This is a genomic window from Streptomyces sp. NPDC041122 (genome assembly GCF_055592445.1).
This window is the reverse complement of the sequence record NZ_JBVIYQ010000001.1, coordinates 275,446-300,206: the sequence shown is the minus strand read 5'-3', so window position 1 is coordinate 300,206 and position 24,761 is coordinate 275,446. Positions and strand designations below refer to the sequence as shown.

Sequence of the window (24,761 nt, the reverse complement as noted above, 5' to 3'; positions counted from 1 at the left end):
TCAACCGTCCGCTCCCGGCTCGGCCACGCGACTCAGGACTGCCGCAACTCCAGTGCGACCGCGCCCCGGAGCAGCGCGTGCGCCCGGTCGAGGGGAAGGGTGCCGCTCAGCCACCGCTCGCTCAGCCCCTCGACCAGTGCGGTGAGCCGCTCGGCGGCGGCTTCGACGTCGATGCCGGTGCCGGTGCCGGGGCCGGTGCCGGTGTCGGTGGTGGCGGCGGCGTTGGCATCGGCGCCACGGTCCGCGCGGCTCCCGACACCGGACTGTCCCGCCGCCACGGACTGTTCCGCCGCCACGGCCTGCCGCACCAGATGCGCCAAATCGGCGACCCACTCGCGCGTGGAGGCGGCCAGCTGCTCGCGCAGGTCGGGGTCGAAGACCGCCGTCGCGCGCAGCTCGCCCCAGGCCGCGCTGTTCTCCCGTACGCGCGGGGTGTCCTGGAGCTCCAGGAGCAGCAGGCCGGTGAGGCGGGCGCGGGGGTCGCCGGGCGGGGAGGCGTCCAGGGCCGGATCGGTGTAGCGGACCGCGCGGCGGCTGATGAACTCCAGCGTGCGGCGGAGCAGCCCGGCGCGATCCTTGAAGTGGTAGTAGATCAGCGCGGTCGAGACGCCGGCCTCGGCGGACACCTCCTCCACCCGCAGCCCGCGCACGCCGCGCCGCGCGATGAGCCGGGCGGCGGCTTCGAGGATCTGGGTGGGCCTGTCGGGCATCGCGTACTCCACTGCCTGGTGGGTCTTGGGGCCGATCGTCCGGGTCCGCGGCCCGACCAGGCATCATGCCCTAGGCTCTAGGGACTGACCGAATTTTCAGTCAGGCGGAACACACGGGCAAAACGGAATGATCACCGCGACACGAGGACGGACGCTCATGCCGACGAAGGGGATGCCCAGGCGCCGGGCCCTGCGCACTGGGGCGGGTGCCGGGGCCGCGGCCCTCGGCGCGACGCTGAGCGGATGCGGCGACGAGCAGAGCGGATCGCCCCGCGCCACGCCGATGCCACCCGGCACCACGCCGAGGCCACCCGGCGCCACGCCGACGCAAGCCGGCGCCACGCCCGCGCCGGCCCGCGCCACGCGGATGCCCGACGAGGCGGGCCCGCACGAGCTGACGTACATGTCCTGGCCGACCCGCCGCATCTGGGGCTCGGACGCGCACGCCGTCCGCGAGGACATCGCGCGGATCGCGCGGACGATCGCCGAGCACGAGCCGGTGACCCTGCTGGCGAACGGACGGGACGTGTCGGCGGCCCGGCGCGCCTGCGGCCCGGACGTGGAGGTCGTCCCGGTCCCGGTGGACGACCTGTGGATGCGGGACACCGGACCGACCTTCGTACGGGGCCCGCACGGCATGGCCGGGGTCGACCTCAACTTCAACGGCTGGGGCGGCAAGCAGGAGCACGCCCGCGACGCCCGCGTGGCGCGCGAGATCCTCGCGGACCGGGGAGTGCGGCGGATTGAGGCACCGCTGGTCGGTGAGGGCGGCGCGATCGAGACCGACGGGGCGGGCACGCTGCTCGCGACGGAGAGCTCCCTGGTCAACGACAACCGCAACCCGGGAAAGTCGCGCGACGACATCGAACGCGTCCTGAAGGACCTGTTCGGCGTCGCCAGGATCCTCTGGGTGGACGGTGTCCGCGGCGAGGACATCACGGACTTCCACATCGACGCGCTGGCGCGGTTCGCGGGGCCGGGCGTGGTGCTCATGAGCACGCCGGCGCCGTCGGCACCCGACGACGTCTGGCGCACGGCGTACGAGCAGGCGCGCGAGGCCCTGAGCGCGGCGACGGACGCCCGGGGCAAGCGGCTCGACATCGTCTCCCTGCCCGAGCCGTCCGACATCGGCCGCCGGGGCGACGACTTCCTCGCGAGTTACGTGAACTACTACGTGGTCAACGGCGCCGTGATCATGCCCCGCTTCGGCGACAGAAGGGCGGACGACGCGGCGGCGTCGACCGTGCGGGACCTGTACCCGGGCCGCACGGTCGTCCAGGTCCCGGTGGACGCACTGGGCGAGGGCGGCGGCGGCATCCACTGCGCGACCCAGCAGGTACCGAAGGCGGACTGACCCCCTGGTCGGGGGCAAGGCTTCACTTGTCGCGTGCCGCGGCCGGGCCTAGCGTCGTCGGCATGGAGAAGATCGCATTCCTGAAGATCGCATTCCTCGGCCTCGGTCACATGGGCGAGCCGATGGCACGTCAACTGCTGGGCACGGGGCATGAGTTGACCGTGTGGAACCGCTCGCCCGAGAAGGCGGCCGCGCTCGTGGCGGGCGGCGCCACGGCCGCCGAGAGCCCCGCCGACGCCGTACGCGGGGCCGACCTCGTCATCACGATGCTCGCCGGTCCGGACGCGGTACGTGAGGTCGCCGGGGCCATCCTGCCGGTCCTGCGGCCGGGGACGTACTGGGTGGAGATGTCGACGGTCGGGCCGGAGACGGTGGCGGAACTGGCGGGGCGGGTGCCCGAGGGGGTCGTCCTGGTCGACGCGCCCGTCATGGGCAGCACCGACAAGGCGGCGGCGGGTGAGCTCGGTGTTCTCGCGGGCGGGGATGCGGGGCCCGTCGAGCACGTACTCGCCCGGTTCGGGCCGGTCACCCGTACGGGTGCGGTCGGCTCGGGCGCCGCGCTCAAGCTGGTGGTGAACACGGCGGTCCTCGGTGGCGTCGCCCTCGTCGCCGAGGCCATGAAGCTAGCCGACTCCCTGGGGCTCGCGGAGGGCACCGCGCGGGAGGCGCTGGCGGCGGGGCCGCTCGGGGGCGCGGTGGGCCGGGCCTTCGCGGACGGCGTGCACTTCGCCAACGCCCTCGCCGTCAAGGACGTCGCCCTCGCCACGGGGGTCGTGGAACTCCCGGTGATGGAGGCGGTGCTGGGCCACTACCGGGCGGCGGCCGCGGATCCGTCGGTGGCCGCGGCGGACATCTCCCGAGCGGTTCCCCACATCCGCGCCCACCCGTCCACCTGAACGGTGGGGTCCGCGGGACGGCTCCGTACGGGGGCGGCTCCGTACGGGGGCGGCTCGGTCCAGCCCCGACTGCGGCCCGGCGGGGGCTGATCGCGCAGTTCCCCGCGCCCCTGAAGGCACCTCCGGCGCCGCCCAAGCCCCGCGCCCCGTAAGGGGCCGGGGGAACTGCGCGAGCAACCCCCACCGGCCCGCAGGGAGGTCGTCAGGGACGGTGGGGAATAGGGGCGCGGGGAACTGCGCAAAAAAACCCACCGGCCCGCATGCCGGCGACGAACCTCCGCCCCCGGACAAGGGGCGCGGGGAACTGCGCAAAAACCCGCACCGGCCTACCCGCACCGGCCTAGTCGACGCCCCCCTCCAGCAACCGCACAAAGTTCCGGAACGCCCCCGGCATGTCCACCGAGCCGGGGTCCAGGAGCCACTGGTACTGCAACCCGTCCATCACCGCCACCAGCAGCGGCGCCGCCGCCTCCGGCGTGAGACCTCCCGGCAGCCGCTCCCCGTACTCCGCTCGCAACACCACCGCGAAACTCGCCCGCACCGCTTCGTACCGCCCGGTGAAGAACCCCCGCGCCGGATGCCCTTCCGTCACGCTCTCGCCGAGCAACGCGGCGAACGTCTGCACGAGCCCGGGCCGCATCGCGTTGTACTCGACCAGCGAGCCGAGCAGATCGAGCCGCCACTCGCCGCGCGGCACCGCGTCCCACTGGTCGCGGGCGTCGAGAACGGCGACCAGCAGGGCCTCCTTGGTGGGGAAGTAGTGCAGCAGACCCTGCTGCGTGAGCCCCACCCGCTCCGCGACCGCCGCGAGGCTCGCGCCCCGGTACCCGCGCTCGGCGATCACCTCGAACGCCGCCCGCAGAATCTCCGCGCGCCGCTCCTCGCCCCTGGCCCTCGCCACCACGGCCCTACCCCTTCCGTACGTCCTCGCCCGGAGGACCGTACGACATGTTTGAATAACGGGAACATAACGAAACCTACCTCGCTACAGGTCGGCGATGCAGGATGGGGGGGAGTCGGGGAGTCGGCACACAGGTACGTGAAACCCACAGGTGCGCACAAGCACGGCACCCGTACGAACGGAACGAGGAGGCACGCCATGGCGGCCGGAAGCCAGCCCACCGAGGACGAGGCCCGCGCACGCGCCCGCACCCGGGAGGCCGCCGTCGAGGCCGCCCTCCTCGCGCTCGACCTGGACGCGAAGGCCCGCCTGCTCGGCGGCCGCAGCATGTGGACGCTGCACGCCCTGCCCGAGATCGGCCTGCGGTCCCTCGTGATGTCGGACGGCCCGATCGGCGTGCGCGGCGTCCGCTGGACCGCCGACGACCCGTCCGTCGCCCTGCCCTCCCCGACTGCCCTCGCCGCCACCTGGGACCAGGACCTGGCCCACCGTGTCGGCGCGCTGCTCGCGCAGGAGGCCCGCCGCAAGGGCGTCCACGTGCTCCTCGCCCCCACCGTCAACCTCCACCGATCCCCGCTCGGCGGCCGCCACTTCGAGGCGTACAGCGAGGACCCGTACCTGACCGGCGTCATCGGCACCGGCTATGTACGGGGGGTGCAGTCCGGCGGCGTCGGCACCACCGTCAAGCACTTCGTCGCCAACGACGCCGAGACCGACCGCTTCACCGTCGACAACCTGGTCTCCGCGCGCGCCCTGCGCGAGCTGTACCTGGCGCCCTTCGAGGCGATCGTCGCGAACGCCCGCCCCTGGGGCATCATGACCGCCTACAACCAGGTCAACGGCGTGACGATGACCGAGCACCACCAGCTCGTCCAGGGCGTCCTGCGCGGCGAATGGGGCTTCGACGGCGTCAACGTCTCCGACTGGATGGCCGCCCGCTCCACCGTCGGCGCCGTCGAGGGCGGCCTCGACCTCGCGATGCCGGGCCCCGGGACCGTGTACGGCGCGCCGCTCGCCGCCGCCGTCCGCGCGGGCGAGGTCGCCGAGGAGACCGTCGACGCGGCCGTCCGCAACGTCCTGCGCCTCGCCGCCCGCACCGGCGCCCTCGACGGCGCCGAGCCCGCCGTCGCCCCGCGCGACCTGCCCGCCGCGATCGACGGCGAGGCGCTGGCCCGCGAGGTCGCCCGCCGCGCCTTCGTCCTCGTACGCAACGAGAACCGGACCCTGCCCCTCACCGACACTGCCACCGGCATCGACACCGACACCGGCGCCACGGAGACCGGCACCCGCTCCATCGCCCTCTCCGGCGCCGCCGCCCGCGACGCCCGCATCCTCGGCGGCGGCTCCGCCACCGTCTTCCCCGCGCACGTCGTCTCCCCGCTCGACGGCCTGACCGCAGCCCTGCCCGAGGGCGCGCTCTCGTACTCCGTCGGCGCCGACCCCAGCGACGAACTCACCCCCGCCGGACAGGGGTTCGAGCTCCACGCGGTCTGCCGCGACGCCGCCGGCACCGTCCTCGGCGAGGGCGTCCTCCCCTCCGGTCAGGTCCAGTGGATCGGCGACGACCTGCCCGACGGCGTCACCCACGAGACCCTGGCGAGCGTCGAGGTGCGCGGCACCTTCACCCCGCGCGAGAGCGGCGACCACGCCTTCGGCACGCGCGGCCTCGGCGGCTTCACGCTCACCGTCGACGGCGAGGTGCTCTACGACGGCGTGCGGCGGCCGGAGTCCGGGGCCGACCCCTTCGAGGCGTTCTTCGGCGCGCCCGTCGAGCGCGGCAAGGTGACGCTCACCGCGGGCAGGCCCGTCGAGGTCTCCCTGCGCCACACCCTCGGCAAGGACTCCGCGGCGCCGCTGCCGGCCGTCATGTTCTCCCTCGTCCACCTCGGCCCGCGGCGCGATCCCGACGAGCTGATCGCCGAGGCCGTCGAGGCCGCCCGCGCCGCGGACACCGCCGTCGTGGTCGTCTCCACCACCGAACGCGTCGAGTCCGAGGGCTTCGACCGCCGTGACCTGAGGCTCCCGGGCCGTCAGGACGACCTGGTGCGTGCCGTCGCCGCCGCCAACCCCAGGACCGTGGTGGTCGTCAACTCCGGTGCCCCGGTGGAACTTCCGTGGCGCGAGGAGGTCGCCGCGATCCTGCTCGGCTGGTTCCCCGGGCAGGAGGGCGGCGCCGCGCTCGCCGACGTCCTGCTCGGTGTCGAGGAGCCCGGCGGCCGGCTCCCCACCACCTGGGGCGGCCTCGCGTCCGCCCCGGTCAGCCGGGTCACCCCCGAGAACGGCGAACTCGCGTATTCCGAGGGCGTGTTCATCGGCTACGCGGCCTGGGAAAAGGCGGGCGCCACGCCTTCGTACCCCTTCGGCCACGGCCTCGGCTACACCGACTGGACGTACGAGTCGCTGACCGTCGAGGGCACCACCGTCACCGTCCGCGTCCGGAACCGCGGGGAGCGCGCGGGCCGCGAGGTCGTCCAGGTCTACCTGGCCCCCGCCCGCCGGGACGGCACCCGCCCGGCCCGCCGTCTCGCGGGCTTCGCGCTCGCCGAAGCGGCACCCGGCGGGACGGCCGAGGTGGCCGTGGAACTCCCGCGCCGCGCCTTCGAGACCTGGGACGAGACCACCGGCGCCTGGACCTACCGGGAAGGCCGGTACGAGGTGGAGGCGGCCCACTCCCTCACGGACCGCCGACTGAGCGAGACGGTCATCGCCTGACACCCGGACGGGCCACCGCCCATCGGACCTACGCCACGGAGAACCCGTACACCGTCTCCGAGGCGAACACCTCGCCCGGCCGCAGCACCGTGGAGGGAAACCCGGCCCGGTTCGGGGAGTCGGGGAAGCGCTGCGTCTCCAGCGCGATCCCCGCGCAGGGCACGAACGGCAGGTCCGGGGCGAAGTGGTCGCCCGTGTGGAGCTGGAGCCCCGGCTCGGTCGTCGCGACCGTCAGGACCCGGCCCGAGCCCGGATCCCGCAGCGCGGCCACCTCGACCGGCGCCGCCGTGACCCCCTTGTCCAGCACGTAGTTGTGGTCGTAGCCGGGCCCGGCGCCGGTCGCCGCGCGGAAGTCGTACCGCGTCCCCGCCACATCCGCGAACGCCCCCGTCGGAATCCCGTCGGCGTCCGTGGGCGTGATCCGGGACGCGGCGATCCGCACCTCGTGACCGAGCGCGTCGCTCCCGCCGTCGGCGCCCGCCAGGTTCCAGTACGTGTGGTTGGTGAGGTTCACGACGGTCGGGGCGTCGGTGGTCGCCTCGTAGGCGATCCGCAGCGCGCCCACCTCGTCCAGCGTGTACGTCGCCGCGACCGCGAGCCGCCCGGGGTAGCCCTCCTCGCCGTCGGGGGAGACCCGCGAGAGCCGCACCCCGTGCCCACCCGCGGGCTCCGCGTCCCACACCCGCTTGTCGAAGCCGCGCCCGCCGCCGTGCAGGGCGTTGGGTCCGTTGTTGCGCGCGAGAGAGTGGGTCCGGCCGTCGAGCGTGAAGGAGCCGCCCGCGATCCGGTTCGCGTATCGCCCCACCAGCGCCCCGAAGTAGGGCCCCGGGTGCGCCAGATACCCCTCCAGGCCCCCGAACCCCAGCGCCACCGGCGCCGCCCGCCCGGATCCGTCCGGAACCTCCGCCGACTGCACGATCCCGCCGTACGTCAGGACGCGCACCCGCACCCCGCCCCGTTCCAGGGTCCAGCGGTGGACGGGCGTGCCGTCGGGAAGCGTCCCGAAGAGTTCACTGCGCATGATCGAGACCCTACGCCGGGCCGGAGCGCGTCCGGGCGGCGAAGGCCCTAGTCCGTCGGCTTGCGCGACGTCACCTTGCGGTAGGCGATCTCGGCCAGCCTCGCCTGGCCGTTCTTGCTCGGGTGGAACCAGTCCCAGTGGCTCAACTGGTCGCCGTCGAAGCGGTAGTCGAAGACCGCCCCGCCGTCGTACCGGCACCGCCGGTCCTGGTCGCACACCTCTTCGAGGACGTCGTTGTACGCGACCACGCGGTCCCGCACCGCCGCCCGCCGCCGGGTCGCCGAGGCGTCCAGGTCGTCGGGGTCGGACAGCATCGAGGCACAGATGCCCAGCTTCCACACCTGCTTGCCCAGCGGATTGGTCCGCCCCTGCGACCAGAGCCGCTTCAGGTCCGGCACCGACGCCACGTACACCTGGGCCTTCGGCAGCTCGCGGCGCAGCGCCCGCATCGCCCGCTCGAAGTCGGAGCGGAAGTCGGCGACCGGCGTCATCGAGCCGACCGAGTGGCGGCACGCGTCGTTGGCGCCGGTCATCACCGTGACCAGCTCCGGCCGCTCGGCAGCGGCCTGTTCGACCTGCCGGGTCAGATCCGCCATCCGGGCGCCGGTCTTCGCGTGGTTCCAACTGTGCGAGGAGGCCCGCGCCTTCCCGAGGAGCCGGGTGGCCAGGCTGTCGACCTCGGCGTCGGTGCCGGTCGCCCAGGACGCCTCGGGGCAGTCGGAGAGCACCGAGCAGGCGTCGAAGCCACGGGTGATGGAGTCGCCGACGGCGGCCAGCGAGCGGGGCGAGGTGTCCCAGACGGGGGTGGGCGAGGGGGAGGGCTTGGCGTGGCCGGGCGAACCCGGTGCCGGCGCGTCACCGCCCTCCGCGTCACACGCGGTGAGCGCCCCGCCGCACAGAAGGGCCGCCGTCGCGAACGCGACCACGGCACGCGAGCGGCGCCTGCGGCTGTGCATCCCTGCTCCCCTCTGTCGTTCCACGTGACGTCGTGCGCGCGGCCGGGGTTGCGCCCCGCCGGGTGAATGGTCGGCGTTTCCTGGCCTTCCGACCGACGGTACGTCACACTCCTTGCGCCGCCGCACGGTAGCCTCGGCCCCGTAGCCGCCGGGCCTGTCGCTGTCACGGCAGCGACAGGGCGGGTGTCCACCCGGTGGCGCCCCGCTGCAGTGGTTCCGCTAAATTACATCACGTCACATCTGTCCCCTTTTCCCAGGTTTATCTAGTATTTGGGAAAACTGCTCGGCACGGGCGCGAGGCCGCTGGGGAAGGCGAACCTCGACCCACACTGGAGGTCCCGGTGACGACACGTGGAGTTCTGTACGTGCACTCCGCTCCGCGCGCGCTGTGCCCACACGTCGAGTGGGCCGTCGCGGGCGTGCTCGGTGCGCGCGTGAGCCTCGACTGGATCAGGCAGCCCGCGGCGCCGGGCACCTGGAGATCCGAATTCTCCTGGCAGGGCTCGGTGGGCACCGCGTCCAAGCTCGCCTCCGCCCTGCGCGGCTGGGACCTGCTGCGCTTCGAGGTCACGGCCGAACCCTGCGCGAGCGCCGAGGGCGAGCGGTACAGCGCCACGCCCGAGCTCGGCATCTACCACGCCGTCACCGGCATCCACGGCGACATCCTGATCCCCGAGGACCGGCTGCGCGCCGCGCTCGCCCGCTCGCAGCGCGGCGAGAGCGACCTGGAGGCCGAGCTCGCCAAGCTCCTCGGCAAGCCCTGGGACGACGAGCTGGAACCCTTCCGGTACGCGGGCGAGGGCGCGCCCGTGCGGTGGCTGCACCAGGTGGTCTGAGAGCGGCTGGTCCGACACGCGCGAAGGGGCCCCACCAGGCGGTGGGGCCCCTTCGCGTACGCGCGGGTGGAACTCAGTCGGTCCCAGTCGGTCTCAGACGGTCCGGAACGCCAGGACGACGTTGTGGCCGCCGAAGCCGAACGAGTCGTTCAGCGCCGCGATCCGGCCCTCGGGCAGCGGACGGGCCTCGTCACGGATGACGTCGGCGTCCACCTCGGGGTCGAGGTTCTCGATGTTGATCGTCGGCGGGGCCATGCGGTGCTTGAGCGCGAGGACCGTGGCCACGGTCTCCACGCCGCCCGCGCCACCGAGCAGGTGACCCGTCATGGACTTGGTGCTGGCGATCGCCATGTGGTCCACGTCGTCGCCGAACGCCTTGCGCAGCGCCTTGATCTCCGCGACGTCACCCTGCGGCGTCGAGGTCGCGTGCGCGTTCACGTGCACGATCTCGGCGGGCTTGAGGTCGGTGGTGTCGATCAGGTTCTGCAGCGCCGCGGCGATGCCGTTGCCGGACGGCTCGGGCTGCGTGATGTGGTGGGCGTCGGCCGAGATGCCCTGGCCGACGGCCTCCGCGTAGACCTTGGCGCCGCGGGCCTTGGCGTGCTCCTCGGACTCCAGGACGATCACGCCGGCGCCCTCGCCCAGCACGAAGCCGTTGCGGTCCGCGTCGTAGGGGCGCGAGGCGCCCTGCGGGTCGTCGTTGTTCTTGGACATCGCCATCATGTTGCCGAACGCGACGATCGGCAGCGGGTGGATCGCCGCCTCCGTGCCGCCCGCGACGACGACGTCGGCGCGGCCGGTGCGGATCATCTCGATCGCGTAGCCGATGGCCTCCGCGCCCGAGGCGCAGGCCGACACCGGGGTGTGGACGCCCGCGTGGGCGCCCAGCTCGATGCCGACGTTGGCCGCCGGGGAGTTGGGCATCAGCATCGGCACGGTGTGCGGGGAGACGCGGCGTACGCCCTTCTCCTTGAGCACGTCGTACTGGTCCAGAAGCGTCGTCACGCCGCCGATGCCGGAGGCGATGACGGCGCCCAGCCGGTGCGGGTCCACCGAGGTGTCCTCGCCCGCCTTGGCGGTGAAGCCGGCGTCCGCCCAGGCCTCCTTGGCCGCGATCAGCGCGAACTGCGCCGACCGGTCCAGCTTGCGGGCCTGCGGGCGGGGGATGACCTCGCCGGGCTCCACGGCGATCTGGCCGGCGATGCGGACGGGCAGCTCGGCTGCCCAGTCCTGCTCCAGCGCGCTGACGCCGGAGCGGCCCGCGAGCAGGCCCTCCCACGTCGACGCGGCGTCGCCACCCAGCGGTGTGGTTGCGCCGATACCGGTGACGACCACGGTGCGATTGGTCGAGTTCACAGGAAATTTCTCCACGGTGTTGAGGGGATCAGCGGCGCCACCGCCGGGTGGCGACTGAGCTAGGGCCTGGTCAGGCCTGGTGCTCGAGGATGTACTTGGTCGCGTCGCCGACCGTCTTGAGGTTCTTGACGTCGTCGTCGGGGATCTTGACGTCGAAGCGCTCTTCGGCGGCGACGACGACCTCGACCATGGACAGCGAGTCGACGTCCAGGTCGTCGGTGAAGGACTTGTCCAGCTGGACGTCCTCGACCGGGATGCCGGCGATCTCGTTCACGATCTCCGCGAGACCGGCGACGATCTCTTCCTGAGTGGCGGCCATGTCGGCGCTCCTTCTTGTGTATCCAGAGGGTGTGGCGCCCGCCGCGGCAGCGGCAGGGTGGTTTACAGCCGTACGGACCGGATGGTCCGGACGGGGTGCCTAGGGGAGGGTAACGACCGTGGCGGCGTACACGAGACCCGCCCCGAAGCCGATGACGAGCGCGGTGTCGCCGCTCTTCGCCTCGCCGGTCGCCAGGAGCCGCTCCATTGCGAGCGGGATCGAGGCGGCCGAGGTGTTGCCGGTGGTGCGCACGTCACGGGCGACCGTGACGTGTTCCGGCAGTTTCAGAGTCTTCACCATCGAGTCGATGATCCGCTCGTTGGCCTGGTGCGGAATGAAGACATCCAGGTCGTCCGCGCTGATTCCGGCCGCGTCCAGCGCCTGCTGGGCGACCTTCGCCATCTCGAACACGGCCCAGCGGAAGACCGCCTGGCCCTCCTGCGTGATGGCCGGGAACTTGTCGGGCGCGCCGTTGCGGTACGCCTCCCAGGACTCGGTCTGCTTGATCGTCTCGGCCTTGTCGCCCTCGGAGCCCCAGACCGTCGGTCCGATCCGCGGCTCCTTGGACGGGCCTACGATCACGGCGCCCGCGCCGTCACCGAAGAGGAACGCCGTCGCCCGGTCGTGCAGGTCGGTGAGGTCGCTCAGCCGCTCCACGCCGATCACCAGGACGTACTCGGCGGAGCCCTCGACGACCATGCCCTTGGCGAGGGTCAGACCGTAGCCGAAACCGGCGCAGCCCGCGGAGATGTCGAACGCGGCGGGCTTGCCCGCGCCGATCTTGTCCGCGATCTCGGTCGCGATGGCGGGGGTCTGCTTGAAGTGCGAGACGGTGGAGACGATCACGGCACCGATCTGCCCGGGCGTGATGCCGGCGTCGGCGATCGCCTTGCCGGAGGCCTCCACGGACATCGCGGCCACGGTCTCCTCCTCGGAGGCCCAGTGGCGGGTCGCGATGCCGGAGCGGGAACGGATCCACTCGTCGGACGAGTCGATCGTCTCCAGGATGACCTCGTTCGGCACGACCCGGGTGGGACGGTAGCCGCCGACGCCCATGATCCGCGCGTACGGATGGCCTTGTGCGGCCTTGATCTTCGACATGCGCTACGGCTCCTTGTCTGTCGTCGGCTCAGGAATGCTCGGCGACGAGCGCGCGGGCCGCGTCGAGGTCATCGGGGGTCTTCACCGCGAGCGTCTTGACGCCCGGCAGCGCGCGCTTGGCGAGACCGGTCAGGGTGCCGCCGGGGCACACCTCGATCAGCGCCGTCACGCCCATGTCCTTGAAGGTCTCCATGCACAGGTCCCAGCGGACCGGGTTGGCGACCTGGCCGACCAGGCGCCTGATCACGTCGGCGCCGGCGTCGACCGCCTTGCCGTCGCGGTTCGACACGTACGGGAACCGCGGGTCGCCGAGGTCGAGCTCCTTGGCGGCCTCCTCCAGCTGCGTCACCGCGGGAGCCATGTGCCGCGTGTGGAAGGCGCCCGCGACCTTGAGGGCGACGACCTTGCGGACACCCTCGGGCTTGTCCTCAGCGAGGGCGGCGAGCTGCTCCAGAGTGCCCGCGGCCACGATCTGGCCCGCGCCGTTCACGTTCGCCGGGGTCAGGCCCAGCTTCTCCAGGTGCGGGACGGTGACCTCGGGGTCGCCGCCGAGCAGCGCGGCCATGCCGGTCTCGGTGACGGCGGCGGCCTCGGCCATGGCCAGACCGCGCTTGCGCACGAGCTTCAGGGCGTCGTCGTCGGTGAGCACACCGGTGTAGGCGGCGGCGGTGATCTCGCCGACGCTGTGTCCGGCTACGGCGCCGGGCGTGATGTCACCGAGTGCCGCTGCGGAGAGCAGACCGGCGGCCACCAGCAGCGGCTGGGCCACGGCGGTGTCGCGGATCGCGTCTGCGTCTGCCTGGGTGCCGTAGTGGGCGAGGTCGAGCCCGATGGCGTCGGACCAGGCGGCGATGCGGTCCGCGGCACCGGGGAGGTCGAGCCAGGGGGTCAGGAAGCCGGGCGTCTGAGCGCCTTGGCCGGGAGCGACGAGTACGAGCACTCTCACACTCTCTCTTGTGGACGGTGGGGCCCGCCCGTGGGGACAGGGACGAAGAACAGCCGGGGTAATTGTAGGAGGCCGACAAAACCCTACGACTGGGGATCCCCGTCGGCCAGACGTCCCAGGATCAGCGCGATGCGCAGTGTGAACGCGGAGCGCACGTCGGAGGGCGACCAGCCGGTGACGTCAGTCACACGTCGGAGCCGGTAGCGCACGGTGTTGGGGTGCACGAAGAGCATCCGGGCCGCCCCTTCGAGGCTGCTCGCCTGCTCCAGATAGACGCTGAGCGTCTCCAGGAGCGCGGAGCCCGCCTCCTCCAACGGTCTGTAGATCTCCTCCACCAGCTGATCGCGCGCCGCGGGATCCCCGGCCATCGCGCGCTCCGGCAGCAGATCGTCCGCGAGGACGGGCCGGGGCGCGTCCTGCCAGGCGGCGCAGGCCTTGAGCCCGGCGGCCGCGGCCTGCGCGGAGCGGGTCGCGGCGAGCAGGTCCGGCACGATCGGCCCGGCCACCACGGGACCGGCCGCGTACGGCCCGATCAGGGACTTCGCCACGTGCAGCGGATTGTCGTTGCCGCCCGCGATGACGACCAGGCGGTCGCCGAGCACACCGGTCAGGACCTGCAGCTTCGCGTGCCGGGCGGCGCGGCGGATGGCCTCGACGGTGAGCTCGCTGTCGCCGTCGGGGGCGGTCCCGAGGATCACGCAGACGTGCTCGGGGGAGTTCCAGCCGAGGGCGGCGGCGCGGGAGACGGCGCCCTCGTCGGCCTCACCGGACAGCACCGCGTTGACCACGAGCGATTCGAGCCGGGCGTCCCAGGCACCGCGTGCCTCGGCGGCCTGTGCGTACACCTGAGCGGTGGCGAAGGCGATCTCGCGCGCGTAGACGAGGAGCGCCTCGCGCAGCACGGACTCGTCCCCGGGGGCCGCCACCTCGTCGATCGCGGACTCCATCACCTCGATCGTGGTGCGCACCATCTCCACGGTCTGGCGCAGGGTGATGGCTCTGGTCAGCTCGCGCGGCGCGGTCCCGAAGACGTCGGTGGAGATGGCCTGGGGCGCGTCCGGGTGCCGGAACCACTCGGTGAACGCGGCGATACCGGCCTGCGCGACCAGACCGATCCAGGAGCGGTTCTCCGGCGGCATCGCCCGGTACCAGGACAGCGTCTCGTCCATGCGCGCGATGGCCTGCGCCGCGAGACTCCCGGACGACTTCTCCAGACGCTTCAGCGTCGCGGCGTGGGCGTGGGCGCGCCGGGCGTCCTGGCCGGACTCCCGGTGCGGCTCCTGACGGAACTCCTGGGGGAACTCCTGCTGGGATTCGTTCGCTGAAGGTTCGGGCACGGGACAAGACTGCCTCATCGGGGCGGGGACATGCGGTGCCGGGGGCCCGGACAGGGCCTACCGTGGGGTGCGTGATCGATGTACGGCGCTCCGACGACCGGTACCGCGGCGGGGAGACCGCGACCGGCATCGAGTCCTTCCACGCCCTCTCCTTCGGGCCGCACTACGACCCGGACAACCTCCGCTTCGGCGCGATCCTGGCCTGCAACGAAGAGCGCCTCGCGCCCGGCTCCGGCTTCGACGAACACCCGCACAGCCACACGGAGATCGTGACGTGGGTGGCCGAGGGCGAGCTGACCCACCGCGACTCCACGGGCCACGCGTCGGTGGTGCGCCGCGGCGACGTGCAGCACCTGTCCGCCGCGGGCGGCGTGCGCCACGTGGAGCGCAACGACGGCCCCGAGCCGCTCGTCTTCGTCCAGATGTGGCTGGCCCCGCGCACCCCGGGCGGCGACCCGTCCTACGAAGTGGTCCGCGGCATCGCCGACTCCACTCCGTACGCGGTCCCCGGCGCGGGGGCCCTGCTCCACATCCGCAGGCCGGCGGCGGGGGAGCGGCTCGGCATCCCGGACGCGCCGTTCGTGTACGTACACGTGGTGCGCGGCGAACTGGACCTGGCCGGCGAGCGGCTGGGCCCCGGGGACTCGGCGCGGATCACCGGGGAGCGGGGCCTGGAAGCGGTGGCGGCGGGCGCCGCGGAACTCCTGCTCTGGGAGATGGCGGACACCCTGTAGGGCGGGGCCTCCCGCGGGTGGGCGCGGGGCGCTCAGCCGCGGAGCTCGGCGAGCACCGCGTCGGTGAACGGCGGCCACACCTCGGCGGCCCACGGCCCGAAGGGCCGGTCGGTGAGGGCGACACAGGCGGCCCCGGCGTCGGGGTCGACCCACAGGAACGTGCCCGCCTGCCCGAAGTGTCCGAACGTCCGCGGCGAGGACGAACTCCCCGTCCAGTGCGGCGACTTGGAGTCCCGGATCTCGAACCCGAGCCCCCAGTCGTTGGGGTTCTGGTGCCCGTACCCCGGCAGGACGCCCTTCAGCCCCGGGTACGTCACGCTCATCGCCGCCGCCACGGTCCGCACGTCGAGCAGCCGCGGCGCCTGCACCTCCGCCGCGAACCGCACGAGGTCGTCGACGGTGGACACCCCGTCCTTCGCCGGCGAGAGGTCGCCTTCGAGCGAGGTGGCCGTCATGCCCAGCGGCTCCAGGACCGCCTGGCGCAGGTACTCCGCGAAGGGAATGTCCGTCGCCTTGGCGATGTGGTCGCCGAGCACCTCGAAGCCGGCGTTCGAGTAGAGCCGCCGCGTGCCCGGCTCCGACGTCGTCCGGTGCTCGTCGAACGCGAGCCCGCTGGTGTGCGCCAGCAGGTGCCGCACCGTCGACCCCTCGGGCCCGGCCGGCTCGTCGAGTTCGATCGCCCCTTCCTCGTACGCGACGAGGGCCGCGTACGCCGCGAGGAGCTTGGTGACCGAGGCGAGGGCGAACCGCCGGTCAGTGGGGCCGTGCGCCCCGACCCGCGTGCCGTCCGCGCGGACGACGGTGGCGGCAGCGGTGGGGACCGGCCAGTTCTCGATCAACGCCAGGCTCTGCATGGGGCCGAGCCTATGCGCCCTACAGGGTCAGCCGCATCGAGGGGTCGGGCTTGCGCACGAAGCCGAGCGATACGTAGAGCGGCTCCGCCTCCGCCGAGGCGTTGAGGTCCACCTGGCGCGCGCCCCGCTCGCGGAACCAGCCGAGCAGCGCCTCCATGCAGGCCCGCGCATGCCCCTTGCGCCGCTGGTCCGCGTCGGTGGCGACGCTGAACACATGACCGACCCGGCCGTGCGCGTTGCCCACCCGCCCGATCCGGTACTCGACCGTCCCGACCACCAGCGCCGCGAGAGCACCCGGCCGCTCCGGGTGATCGACGACGAACGCCGCGAAGTCCCCCTCCGGCTCCCGCAGCCGGCGCCGCAGGGTCCCCAGGGACTCGGCGTGCCAGCTGGTGTCGGACTCGGCCCCGGAACGGGCGGCGAAGACCGAGTCGATCATCACTTGCCGCAGTCTGATCAGTTCCTCGGCATCCTCGGGCGTGGCACGGCGTACAAGGCTCATCTCCCGGACGGTAGTGACCACGGGGTGAGACGTCTCCCGATTTTCACCGGATCTGCTTGCTTGGAGTCCACTCCAAGGTTTTAGCGTGAGGACCATGACGGTGATGGAGACCAGGACAGCGCCGACCCGCCCCGCTTCCGCCGCGGACGTCTGCGCCGCGGTGGTGGACGCGCATCCGAGTCCGGACGGCCGGGACCACTACACGATCAGCGAGGTCGCCGCCCACACCGGCCTGAGCGCCTACACGCTCCGGTGGTACGAGCGGATCGGCCTGATGCCGCACATCGACCGCTCCCACACGGGCCAGCGCCGCTACCGCAACCGCGACCTGGACTGGCTCGCCCTCGTCGGCAAGCTACGGCTGACCGGGATGCCCGTGGCGGACATGGTGCGCTACGCGGAGCTGGTGCGCGAGGGCGAGCACACCTTCGCCGACCGGCAGGAACTCCTGGAGCAGACCCGGCGGGACGTCCGCGACCGCATCGCGGAGCTGCAGGGCACCCTCGCCGTCCTCGACTACAAGATCGACATCTACGCGGGCGCCCGCAGGGCTACCGCTCGCCCGGCGTGACCAGTCCCGACTCATAGGCGAAGATCACGGCCTGGGCGCGGTCCCGCAGGTCCAACTTGCTGAGCACCCGGCCGACATGGGTCTTCACCGTCTGCTCGGCGAGCACCAGGTGTTCGGCGATCTCCTTGTTGGACAGGCCGCGCGCGATCAGCGCGAGTACCTCCGTCTCACGCTCCGTCAGACCGCCGAGCCGCAGCGACTGGTGGCGCGGGGCGGTCCGCTGCTGGGCGAAGTCGGCGATCAGCCGGCGGGTCACCGACGGCGCGAGCAGCGCGTCACCGGCCGCCACCACCCGTACCGCCGAGATGAGATCGGCGGGCGGTGCGTCCTTGAGCAGGAACCCGGAGGCTCCGGCACGCAACGCCTCGTAGACGTAGTCGTCCACGTCGAAGGTGGTGAGCATCAGGACCTTCGGCCGGTGCACCACGCCGGGCGGCGGGTCCAACAGGGCCCGGGCGGCGGAGAGTCCGTCGAGCTCCGGCATGCGGACGTCCATCAGCACCACGTCGGGGTGGGCGCCGCGGCTGAGCTCGATCCCCTTCTTGCCGTTCGGCGCCTCGCCCACCACGTCGATGTCGCTCTGCGCCGCGAGCAGCGCGGCGAACCCCGCCCGCACCATGGCCTGGTCGTCGACGATGATCACGCGAATGGTCATGCGGTGCCGGAGCCCTTCGGGACGAGGGGGAGTCGGGCGGCCACCCGGAAACCGCCGTCGGGAAGCGGGCCGACGTCGACCGTGCCGCCGACCAACCGTACGCGCTCGCGCATGCCCACGAGGCCGTGGCCGGTGCCCCCGCTCTCCAGCGGACCGGGTGACTCCGCGGGCGGGCCGTTGACCACCAGGACCAGCAGATGCGTGGCGTCGAGCGTCACGGTGATCTCGGTGCGCGCGCCCGGCGCGTGGCGCATCACGTTCGACAGCGCCTCCTGGACGATGCGGTACGCGGACAGATCCACGGCCGGAGTCACCTCGGCCAGCTGCCGCAGGATCGCCAACTCGGGGCGTGACAGGTCGATCGGTATGCCCGCACGCGCCGTCGCCTCGACCAGATGGGGCAGGCGGTCGAGCCCCGGCTGCGGTGCCCGCTCGCCGTGCGCGCCCTCGCTGCGCAGCACCGCGAGCAGCCGCCGCATCTCGGTCAGCGACTCCCGCGCACTGGTCGCGATGGCCCCGAACTCCTCCTGGGCCGCGGCGGGCAGGCCCGCCAGCCGGTAGGGAGCGGAGTCGGCCTGCACGGTGATCACCGACATGTGGTGTGCCACGACGTCGTGCAACTCCCTTGCGATACGGGCCCGTTCCTCGAGGAGGGTGCGCCGGGCGCGCTCGGCCTCGCTGATGGTCTCCTGCTCGACGAGTCTGCGCCGGGCCTCCGCGCGCTCCCGCAGCAGGGTGCCGAGCAGCAGCACGGCCCCGCTCAGCACGGTCAGCACCAGACCGGTGTCCTGGCTGGCGTCGCCGCGGAACGCACCGAGCACCAGCCCGGCCACGACGGTGACCAGCCAGACCCCGAGGAGGGTGCGCCGTCCCTCCCGCAGGGCCAGCGCGCAGCACAGGACCAGGTATCCCACGATGGACACGGCCGTCCACGGGGCGAGGTGGCCGGGGTCGGCCGCCATCGTCACGACGGCCCCCGCCACATCCGCGACGATCACCACCCACCAGGCCCGCAGCGGCCGGGTGACCGCGAGGAGCAGCGGCGCGGACTGGGCGACCCCCAGCGCGCCGGCCACGGCGCCGTGGACGCCGTAGTCGTGCGTGAGCACCCGGACGGTGACCGGGATGAGGATGGCGATGAACCCGGCCGCGACCAGGACGGGCAGCCGCCGCACCCAGCGACGCGGGTCGTGGGCGAGCAGCGGTTCGGTTGACGGCGCGGGCTCCCACAGCGCCGTCCCCGTCGCACGCAGCCCGTCGCGGGCGGTCGCGGCGGCACGGCGGAGGGGCCCCGGGGGTCCGTCCGGCTCTGGCGCGGGACGGCGGGGCTCTGCGGCGGAGGATGTCGATGCGCTGCTCATGGCCCGATCAGCGTAGGGGCGGGGCCCTCGCCGGCACGTCATTCCGGGGAGCCGGAATCCGGCTCATACCCGGGTATGACTTCTGCTCGCGGGTATCACCGGCAGCCCCAGAAGTCACACACGTACCACTGGACTCAGGCCTCGACCCCAAACCCCAGACCTCCGCGAGGGGTTCAGAGCTCCGCGAGCAGCTCGGCCTTCTTCATCGTGAACTCGTCGTCCGTGAGCAGGCCCGACTGATGGAGCTCGCCCAGGTGCCGGATGCGGTCCGCGATGTCCGCCGGATCGCGCCGCACGGACGGCGGCGCGGAGACGCTCGCGACGACGCCGTCGGAGTGCGGGGCCGGGCCGGACGACCGCACGGCGGCGAGCACCGACGCGGCGAACGGCAGCGACTCGTGGACCGGCCCGTAACCGAGTCCGAAGACCACGGCCGCGGGATCCTGGTCGGCCTGGCCGGGCTGCGCCACGGGGGTCTCGCGGCGCAGTAGCCGCAGATGTCCCTCGAACACCTCCGGGGAGCGCCATTCGATGCCGCTCAGGTCCGTGACGAGGAAGCTCTGGTCCCCGGCCTTCCACTTCGCCGACGACGCGCCCGTCCAGAACCAGCGGAACGACACCGTCTTGCCGTCGAAGGAGGCCTTGCCGTCGTACGCCTTGAACTGCAGCGGAGCCTCGGGCGGGGCCACCAGGTACCCCTCCGTGGGCTCGCCGTCGTCCCCGGAGATCCGCGCCCGCAACTCGTCCGCGTAGTACTCGGCGAGCGTCTCCCGCTCGGCGGGCAGCACGAGACGGTACGGGTCGCAGCCGTCCTTGAGCTGCCCCGCGGCCGCCTCCATCAGCGGATCGGAGCCCGGTCTCGGCACGGCATGCAGGACCACGGTCCCGCGTTTGCCGGGAGAGAGTGTCACCGCCGCGATCGCCTCATGCGGGATGCGCCGTTCACCGAGAGCCTGGAAGAGCTTCGGCGTGCGGATTCCCCGTTCGAAGCGGATGAGCACGGAGTCGGACTGAAACTCCCAGGCGGCATGAAATCCGGCCAGTACGTCACCCATGCGGCTCATCGTAGGCGGCACGAGCTCCTCCGTCCCTCCTGCTGCGGGCCGCTGTTTCATCGATTTCTACGCGCGTCAGGCCGCCGCCGTGCCGGAAAAACCCTTCCGGCAGGCGTTGTCGTCGCTCGCGCATCGCACCCCGTCGTACGAGCCGGTACCGATTTCCGCGAAGTTGCGCAGGCTCTCCGTGCCCGGCTCGAAATAGCCGGTGTGCCCCCGCGCGCCGGCCGCGGACAGCACGCGCGCACCGAAGCCGCCGGACACCGGGTCGGCGCCGTGGCCGAGCCCGCCGAATTCCATGTTCGGGACATCCTGGATCCAGTCGTCGCCGTCCCGGGTGGCCCAGATCCGGGCCCCCGTACCCAGCTGCGAGGCCGTGTCGGCGCGCATGCCGGGGCTGCCCGCCACGGCGATGTCGGTGACACGGTCGGGCAGCGTCCGCGCGGCCACCCCGCACACCACGGAGCCGTAGCTGTGGCAGTACAGCGCGACCGGGGTGCGGCCGGGCAGGCCGCGCACCATGGCTTCGAGGCGCGTGGCGCCGTCCTCGGCCCGCATGGCCGTGGCCGCGTCGACGCCGATCCCGACGGGCGCGGTGTAGTCGGCCCAGGCGATCACGGCGGTACGCGCGCGGGGAGCCACCGCGTGCTCCTCGCGGTAGAGCGACTTCGCCATGCCCACCGGAGCGGAGTACTTCCTGAACGTCCGCTCGAACGTCAGCACGTTGGTGTCGACGCCGGGGACGATCACCGAGACGCGGCGGGCCTTGTCGAGGTCTCCGAAGACCTCCGCCATTCGCCCGGACCCCATGGGATCGAAGGCGATCACCTGGCGTCCCGGCCGCATCATGACCCCGAACCGCTTCATCCGGCGCTCGGCCTCCTGCTTCCCCAGCGGGGAGAGGCGGTCGTCGTGCATGCGCCGACGCTCGATCGTGCGGGCCTGCCCCAGGGCGATGCGGTTCGCGCGGTACCTGAGGTCGGCCGGAGCGCCGTTCATGTTGCCGACCGCAAGGGGGTAGCGGGCGGCGAGCCGGTGGCGCTGCTGCGTGTCGAGCGAGGCGAAGAAGCGCGCGAGCCGGCCGGCCGGAGCGTCGGTGTCGGGCAGCGCGCGCTTGCCGATGTGCCCGTGCTCCCAGGCGGAGCGCGAGGCTTCGACCGGGGACGCGTCGCCGCTGTTGTGCCGCACGGCGGTCCAGCCGGTGGTGGCCAGCATGATGAACACGACGGCGAGCGCAAGCAGGGCGCGCCAGGCGTTGAGTTGGGGGGATGAGTCGAAGGAAGTCACTACGGAACACCCTAGGAGAACCGTGATGTTTACCGTGCATCGCGTGAGGCAGATCACGTTTCTTGACGGGTAATTGAGGCAAAGCGGACGCACATTGGGCTGATCGTCACGCTCCGTAGGTAACGGTCGCGCGTGTGCGGCAGAGGTGACAGTAACTCAGGGTGCGCCTTCTGTAGCTCAATGCGCGGAAGCGTCCGGCGGGTTGGGTGACTCTCCCGCACCCGTGTGCGACTGGGGGGCGCGCCAGTCCGCCGCCAACGCGGGCCCCAGGTGGTCGAGATAGGTCTCCGTGAGGGCGCGGATCGCCTCGACGCTGGCATCCTGGCCCGCGCCCCAGAGTCGCCCGGTGACCCGCATGACGCCACTGAAGGCAGCCACCGCCACGCGCGGGCGGGGGTCCGTGTCGAGGTCGAGCCCCTCGCGCTCGGCGATCACACGGGCGACCGCGTCCTCCGTCTCGATGGAGCGCCGCAGGTGCACGGCGAGCAAGGAGGGGGTCGACTCGATCATCTGGTAGGTGCGCATGTGCAGTTCGACCGGGATGACCTCCTCGATCGACTGGCCCATCGCCTGCCAGGCGCCGAGGACCGCGCCGCGCAGCGCCGTCAGCGGGCCCTCGTGGGCCGGCCGGTCCCGCACCGCCTGGACGAACCGTGCCTCCACCATCTCCTGGACCGCGAAGGCGGCCTCCTGCTTGTTGGCGAAGTAGCGGAAGAACGTGCGCTGGGAGACGTCGACGGTCTCGGTGATCTCGTCGACGGTCGTCTCCTCGTACCCCTTGGTCGTGAAGAGTTCGAGTGCCACGCGCAGGAGTGCGTCCCGGGTGCGCTGCTTCTTGCGTTCGCGCAGGCCCGGCCCGGTGGGCCCGGAGGAGGCGCCCACGAGGGGCTCCGGCCGCGCCGCCGGGGCGTCGGTCGCTCGCTGCGTGGTCTTCACGCCATGGTCCTCTTTCCTGCCGTTTGCCCGGTTCACCATACCTGTGAGCTACATGACAGCTACCGACTTGTGAAACAGTTTGTCAACTGTCAGAGGCTGTCACTAATCTCGAACGCATGACTAGTCAGACCACCGTCGACAAGGCGGACAAGGCGCCGGAGCCCGTGTCCGCTCCCGCCCCGGCCAAGGGGCTCCGCGGCCACCCCTGGCTGACGCTCTTCGCCGTCGCGATCGGCGTGATGATGGTCGCCCTGGACGGCACCATCGTGGCGATCGCCAACCCGGCCATCCAGAAGGACCTGGGCGCCACCTTCGCGGACGTCCAGTGGATCACCAACGGCTACTTCCTCGCGCTCGCCGTCGCGCTGATCACCGCGGGCAAGCTCGGCGACCGCTTCGGGCACCGGCAGACCTTCCTCATAGGCGTGGTCGGGTTCGCCGCCGCCTCCGGGGCCATCGGGCTGTCGGACAGCATCGCGCTGGTCGTCGCCTTCCGCGTGCTCCAGGGTCTCTTCGGCGCCCTGCTGATGCCCGCCGCGCTGGGTCTGCTGCGCGCCACCTTCCCGGCCGAGAAGCTCAACATGGCCATCGGCATCTGGGGCATGGTGATCGGCGCCTCCACCGCCGGCGGCCCGATCCTCGGCGGCCTCCTCGTCCAGCACGTCAGCTGGCAGTCCGTCTTCTTCATCAACGTGCCGGTCGGCGTGATCGCCCTCGTCCTCGGCCTGGTGATCCTCCGCGACCACCGCGCGGAGAACGCCCCGAAGTCCTTCGACGTCGTCGGCATCGCCCTGCTCTCGGCGGCCATGTTCTGTCTGGTCTGGGCCCTCATCAAGGCGCCCGAGTGGGGCTGGGGCGACGGTCTGACGTGGACCTTCATCGGCGTCTCGGTGCTGAGCTTCGCGCTCTTCGCGGTGTGGGAGTCCAAGGTCGCGGAGCCGCTCATCCCGCTGGCCCTGTTCCGCTCCGTGGCGCTGTCGGCCGGCGTCGTGCTGATGGTGCTCATGGCCATCGCCTTCATGGGCGGACTCTTCTTCGTCACCTTCTACCTCCAGAACGTGCACGGCATGAGCCCCGTCGACAGCGGCCTGCACCTGCTGCCGCTCACCGGCATGATGATCGTCGGCTCCCCGCTGGCGGGCGCGATGATCACCAAGGTGGGCCCGCGCATCCCGCTCGCGGGCGGCATGCTCTGCACGGCCGTCGCCATGTACGGCATGTCCACGCTGGAGGCGGGCACCGGCAGCGGCCTCATGTCGCTCTGGTTCGCGCTCCTCGGCCTCGGTCTCGCCCCGGTGATGGTCGGCGCCACGGAGGTCATCGTGGGCAACGCCCCCATGGAGCTCTCCGGCGTCGCGGGCGGTCTGCAGCAGGCCGCGATGCAGATCGGCGGCAGCCTCGGCACCGCCGTCCTCGGTGCCGTCATGGCGTCGAAGGTCGACAGTGAGCTGCCGGGCAAGTGGGCCGAGGCGAAGCTTCCGCCGCTCAGCGAGGCCCAGCTCGACAAGGCCGCGGAGGCCGTCCAGGTCGGTGTGGCGCCGGTGCCGCCGAAGGCGCCGCCGTCGGTCGCCGAACAGATCACCTCGGTCGCGCACGACACGTTCATGTCGGGCATGGGCCTGGCCTGCCTGGTCGCCACCGGTGTCGCCGTGGTCGCCGTCTTCGTCGCGTTCCTGACCAAGCGCGGCGTCAACGCCGAGGCGGGCGCGGGCGTGGGCCACATCTGAGCCGCCGGCCGCCGAAGTCGGCCGAAGTCAGGGAAAGCCCCTCAGGGAGAACCTGGGGGGCTTTCGCCTATCAGGGTGAGGCGCGGGCGTACCCCTTCCGACGGCCCGGCGGGCGGGTCCACAGTGCAGGAAGAAGATCCGCACGAGCACGGCACGGGCCACCGCGTCGCACGGCGTGCGGACAACTGCGCCATGCCACACGGGGGTTGAAGAGATGCGTACGACCATGCCCACGCCCATCAAGACGCTCACGACCGTCGCGGCGGCCGCACTCGCCGCGGTCGTCCTCACACCCGCCCACGCGGGGGCCACCGCCCCGCCGACACTCCGCGGCTGCGCCGCGGGCGAGCTCTGCCTGTGGGAGCAGGCGGACTTCCGGGGCCCCCGGCATGTGTACGAGCTGGCGGACATCGACATCGAGAGCTGCGTCGCGCTGCCGGAGGGGGGCAGCGCGCAAGCCCTCGCCAATCGAACGGGACGGCCGGTCACCGTGTACCAGTCGGGGGAGTGCGCCGAGACCGGCGAGTTCAACACCTACCCCGGCAGCGGGACCTGGGCCCCCGCATCGCCTTACCGGGTACGGGCGTTCAAGGTCTGGGAGCGATGAATGGCCACGGACCGCGAACGCCGGAGG

General features: G+C 72.4%; 24 protein-coding genes. 8 read left to right on the top strand and 16 right to left on the bottom strand.

Annotation, left to right across the window (positions count from 1 at the left end; all coding sequences use genetic code 11):
* Positions 1 to 32: 32 nt before the first annotated feature.
* Positions 33 to 710 carry a TetR/AcrR family transcriptional regulator gene (locus tag ACZ6B8_RS01320; protein ID WP_471605922.1) on the bottom strand — a complete coding sequence of 226 codons (678 nt, stop codon included), beginning with the start codon at positions 708 to 710 and terminating at the stop codon, positions 33 to 35.
* 157 nt (positions 711 to 867) lie between these two features.
* Between ACZ6B8_RS01320 and ACZ6B8_RS01315 the strand changes: the two genes are divergently transcribed.
* Positions 868 to 2,064: an agmatine deiminase family protein gene (locus ACZ6B8_RS01315; protein ID WP_471605921.1), complete on the top strand. Its 1,197-nt coding sequence runs from the start codon at positions 868 to 870 to the stop codon at positions 2,062 to 2,064.
* A 62-nt stretch (positions 2,065 to 2,126) separates the two neighbouring features.
* Complete coding sequence (locus ACZ6B8_RS01310) at positions 2,127 to 2,960, top strand: NAD(P)-dependent oxidoreductase (RefSeq protein WP_471605920.1); 834 nt, start codon at positions 2,127 to 2,129, stop codon at positions 2,958 to 2,960.
* A 340-nt stretch (positions 2,961 to 3,300) separates the two neighbouring features.
* On the opposite strand, the gene ACZ6B8_RS01305 is transcribed toward ACZ6B8_RS01310, so the two are convergent.
* A complete protein-coding gene (locus tag ACZ6B8_RS01305; protein WP_471605919.1) occupies positions 3,301 to 3,861 on the bottom strand; it encodes a TetR/AcrR family transcriptional regulator in 561 nt (186 codons plus the stop codon).
* Between the two features lie 198 nt (positions 3,862 to 4,059).
* Here ACZ6B8_RS01305 and ACZ6B8_RS01300 point away from each other — a divergent pair, with 198 nt between their 5' ends.
* Entirely contained in the window at positions 4,060 to 6,573 is a 2,514-nt protein-coding gene (locus ACZ6B8_RS01300) for a glycoside hydrolase family 3 protein (protein WP_471605918.1), read from the top strand.
* A 28-nt stretch (positions 6,574 to 6,601) separates the two neighbouring features.
* Here ACZ6B8_RS01300 and ACZ6B8_RS01295 read toward each other — a convergent pair whose 3' ends face one another.
* Positions 6,602 to 7,594, bottom strand: a complete 993-nt coding sequence (locus ACZ6B8_RS01295; protein ID WP_471605917.1) for an aldose epimerase family protein — start codon at positions 7,592 to 7,594, stop codon at positions 6,602 to 6,604.
* Positions 7,595 to 7,641: 47 nt separating this feature from the next.
* Positions 7,642 to 8,550 carry an SGNH/GDSL hydrolase family protein gene (locus ACZ6B8_RS01290; RefSeq protein ID WP_471074529.1) on the bottom strand — a complete coding sequence of 303 codons (909 nt, stop codon included), beginning with the start codon at positions 8,548 to 8,550 and terminating at the stop codon, positions 7,642 to 7,644.
* Between the two features lie 341 nt (positions 8,551 to 8,891).
* Between ACZ6B8_RS01290 and ACZ6B8_RS01285 the strand changes: the two genes are divergently transcribed.
* Positions 8,892 to 9,386 (top strand): DUF3145 domain-containing protein, encoded by a 495-nt coding sequence (locus tag ACZ6B8_RS01285; protein WP_055564346.1) that lies wholly within the window; start codon positions 8,892 to 8,894, stop codon positions 9,384 to 9,386.
* Between the two features lie 93 nt (positions 9,387 to 9,479).
* On the opposite strand, the gene fabF is transcribed toward ACZ6B8_RS01285, so the two are convergent.
* From fabF to ACZ6B8_RS01260, 5 genes are all read right to left on the bottom strand, one after another.
* On the bottom strand, positions 9,480 to 10,742 hold the full coding sequence (fabF, locus tag ACZ6B8_RS01280) for a beta-ketoacyl-ACP synthase II (protein WP_471074533.1): 1,263 nt from the start codon (positions 10,740 to 10,742) through the stop codon (positions 9,480 to 9,482).
* A 70-nt stretch (positions 10,743 to 10,812) separates the two neighbouring features.
* A complete protein-coding gene (locus ACZ6B8_RS01275; RefSeq protein WP_055531551.1) occupies positions 10,813 to 11,061 on the bottom strand; it encodes an acyl carrier protein in 249 nt (82 codons plus the stop codon).
* Positions 11,062 to 11,160: 99 nt separating this feature from the next.
* On the bottom strand, positions 11,161 to 12,162 hold the full coding sequence (locus ACZ6B8_RS01270; RefSeq protein WP_471074536.1) for a beta-ketoacyl-ACP synthase 3: 1,002 nt from the start codon (positions 12,160 to 12,162) through the stop codon (positions 11,161 to 11,163).
* Positions 12,163 to 12,190: 28 nt separating this feature from the next.
* Positions 12,191 to 13,102: an ACP S-malonyltransferase gene (locus ACZ6B8_RS01265; protein WP_471605916.1), complete on the bottom strand. Its 912-nt coding sequence runs from the start codon at positions 13,100 to 13,102 to the stop codon at positions 12,191 to 12,193.
* An 89-nt stretch (positions 13,103 to 13,191) separates the two neighbouring features.
* Positions 13,192 to 14,445 (bottom strand): PucR family transcriptional regulator, encoded by a 1,254-nt coding sequence (locus ACZ6B8_RS01260; protein ID WP_471074541.1) that lies wholly within the window; start codon positions 14,443 to 14,445, stop codon positions 13,192 to 13,194.
* Between the two features lie 71 nt (positions 14,446 to 14,516).
* Here ACZ6B8_RS01260 and ACZ6B8_RS01255 point away from each other — a divergent pair, with 71 nt between their 5' ends.
* A complete protein-coding gene (locus tag ACZ6B8_RS01255; protein WP_471074544.1) occupies positions 14,517 to 15,179 on the top strand; it encodes a pirin family protein in 663 nt (220 codons plus the stop codon).
* Positions 15,180 to 15,211: 32 nt separating this feature from the next.
* Here ACZ6B8_RS01255 and ACZ6B8_RS01250 read toward each other — a convergent pair whose 3' ends face one another.
* Together ACZ6B8_RS01250 and ACZ6B8_RS01245 are read right to left on the bottom strand one after the other, a co-directional pair.
* On the bottom strand, positions 15,212 to 16,033 hold the full coding sequence (locus ACZ6B8_RS01250) for a serine hydrolase domain-containing protein (protein ID WP_471605915.1): 822 nt from the start codon (positions 16,031 to 16,033) through the stop codon (positions 15,212 to 15,214).
* A gap of 19 nt (positions 16,034 to 16,052) precedes the next feature.
* Positions 16,053 to 16,535 (bottom strand): GNAT family N-acetyltransferase, encoded by a 483-nt coding sequence (locus tag ACZ6B8_RS01245; protein ID WP_471605914.1) that lies wholly within the window; start codon positions 16,533 to 16,535, stop codon positions 16,053 to 16,055.
* Positions 16,536 to 16,629: 94 nt separating this feature from the next.
* Between ACZ6B8_RS01245 and ACZ6B8_RS01240 the strand changes: the two genes are divergently transcribed.
* Positions 16,630 to 17,106 carry a MerR family transcriptional regulator gene (locus ACZ6B8_RS01240; protein WP_471605913.1) on the top strand — a complete coding sequence of 159 codons (477 nt, stop codon included), beginning with the start codon at positions 16,630 to 16,632 and terminating at the stop codon, positions 17,104 to 17,106.
* Here the strand turns inward: ACZ6B8_RS01240 and ACZ6B8_RS01235 are convergent.
* From ACZ6B8_RS01235 to ACZ6B8_RS01215, 5 genes are all read right to left on the bottom strand, one after another.
* Positions 17,087 to 17,761 carry a response regulator gene (locus ACZ6B8_RS01235; protein WP_471605912.1) on the bottom strand — a complete coding sequence of 225 codons (675 nt, stop codon included), beginning with the start codon at positions 17,759 to 17,761 and terminating at the stop codon, positions 17,087 to 17,089. The two genes, ACZ6B8_RS01240 and ACZ6B8_RS01235, sit on opposite strands and share 20 nt — an antisense overlap.
* Positions 17,758 to 19,122, bottom strand: coding sequence for a sensor histidine kinase (locus ACZ6B8_RS01230; RefSeq protein ID WP_471605911.1), 1,365 nt, complete (start codon positions 19,120 to 19,122; stop codon positions 17,758 to 17,760). Before ACZ6B8_RS01230 ends, ACZ6B8_RS01235 begins: the two co-directional genes overlap by 4 nt.
* A gap of 173 nt (positions 19,123 to 19,295) precedes the next feature.
* A complete protein-coding gene (locus tag ACZ6B8_RS01225; RefSeq protein WP_471605910.1) occupies positions 19,296 to 20,177 on the bottom strand; it encodes a DUF4429 domain-containing protein in 882 nt (293 codons plus the stop codon).
* Between the two features lie 75 nt (positions 20,178 to 20,252).
* Entirely contained in the window at positions 20,253 to 21,464 is a 1,212-nt protein-coding gene (locus ACZ6B8_RS01220; RefSeq protein ID WP_471605909.1) for an alpha/beta hydrolase, read from the bottom strand.
* A gap of 177 nt (positions 21,465 to 21,641) precedes the next feature.
* The gene (locus tag ACZ6B8_RS01215; RefSeq protein WP_471606436.1) at positions 21,642 to 22,346 is read right to left on the bottom strand and encodes a TetR/AcrR family transcriptional regulator; all 705 of its coding nucleotides are present in this window, start codon (positions 22,344 to 22,346) and stop codon (positions 21,642 to 21,644) included.
* Positions 22,347 to 22,516: 170 nt separating this feature from the next.
* Between ACZ6B8_RS01215 and ACZ6B8_RS01210 the strand changes: the two genes are divergently transcribed.
* Positions 22,517 to 24,127, top strand: a complete 1,611-nt coding sequence (locus tag ACZ6B8_RS01210; RefSeq protein WP_471074571.1) for an MFS transporter — start codon at positions 22,517 to 22,519, stop codon at positions 24,125 to 24,127.
* 226 nt (positions 24,128 to 24,353) lie between these two features.
* The gene (locus ACZ6B8_RS01205) at positions 24,354 to 24,734 is read left to right on the top strand and encodes a peptidase inhibitor family I36 protein (RefSeq protein WP_471074574.1); all 381 of its coding nucleotides are present in this window, start codon (positions 24,354 to 24,356) and stop codon (positions 24,732 to 24,734) included.
* The last annotated feature ends 27 nt before the right edge of the window (positions 24,735 to 24,761 follow it).

Coding starts and splice junctions, on each gene's coding strand:
- ACZ6B8_RS01205 (WP_471074574.1), top strand. CDS start 24,354: ATGCCCACGCCCATCAAGACGCTCACGACCGTCGCGGCGGCCGCACTC.
- ACZ6B8_RS01225 (WP_471605910.1), bottom strand. CDS start 20,177: ATGGGTGACGTACTGGCCGGATTTCATGCCGCCTGGGAGTTTCAGTCC.
- ACZ6B8_RS01315 (WP_471605921.1), top strand. CDS start 868: ATGCCGACGAAGGGGATGCCCAGGCGCCGGGCCCTGCGCACTGGGGCG.
- ACZ6B8_RS01300 (WP_471605918.1), top strand. CDS start 4,060: ATGGCGGCCGGAAGCCAGCCCACCGAGGACGAGGCCCGCGCACGCGCC.
- ACZ6B8_RS01235 (WP_471605912.1), bottom strand. CDS start 17,761: ATGACCATTCGCGTGATCATCGTCGACGACCAGGCCATGGTGCGGGCG.
- ACZ6B8_RS01210 (WP_471074571.1), top strand. CDS start 22,517: ATGACTAGTCAGACCACCGTCGACAAGGCGGACAAGGCGCCGGAGCCC.
- ACZ6B8_RS01295 (WP_471605917.1), bottom strand. CDS start 7,594: ATGCGCAGTGAACTCTTCGGGACGCTTCCCGACGGCACGCCCGTCCAC.
- ACZ6B8_RS01310 (WP_471605920.1), top strand. CDS start 2,127: ATGGAGAAGATCGCATTCCTGAAGATCGCATTCCTCGGCCTCGGTCAC.
- ACZ6B8_RS01230 (WP_471605911.1), bottom strand. CDS start 19,122: ATGAGCAGCGCATCGACATCCTCCGCCGCAGAGCCCCGCCGTCCCGCG.
- ACZ6B8_RS01240 (WP_471605913.1), top strand. CDS start 16,630: ATGACGGTGATGGAGACCAGGACAGCGCCGACCCGCCCCGCTTCCGCC.
- ACZ6B8_RS01275 (WP_055531551.1), bottom strand. CDS start 11,061: ATGGCCGCCACTCAGGAAGAGATCGTCGCCGGTCTCGCGGAGATCGTG.
- ACZ6B8_RS01270 (WP_471074536.1), bottom strand. CDS start 12,162: ATGTCGAAGATCAAGGCCGCACAAGGCCATCCGTACGCGCGGATCATG.
- ACZ6B8_RS01320 (WP_471605922.1), bottom strand. CDS start 710: ATGCCCGACAGGCCCACCCAGATCCTCGAAGCCGCCGCCCGGCTCATC.
- ACZ6B8_RS01250 (WP_471605915.1), bottom strand. CDS start 16,033: ATGCAGAGCCTGGCGTTGATCGAGAACTGGCCGGTCCCCACCGCTGCC.
- ACZ6B8_RS01245 (WP_471605914.1), bottom strand. CDS start 16,535: ATGAGCCTTGTACGCCGTGCCACGCCCGAGGATGCCGAGGAACTGATC.
- ACZ6B8_RS01290 (WP_471074529.1), bottom strand. CDS start 8,550: ATGCACAGCCGCAGGCGCCGCTCGCGTGCCGTGGTCGCGTTCGCGACG.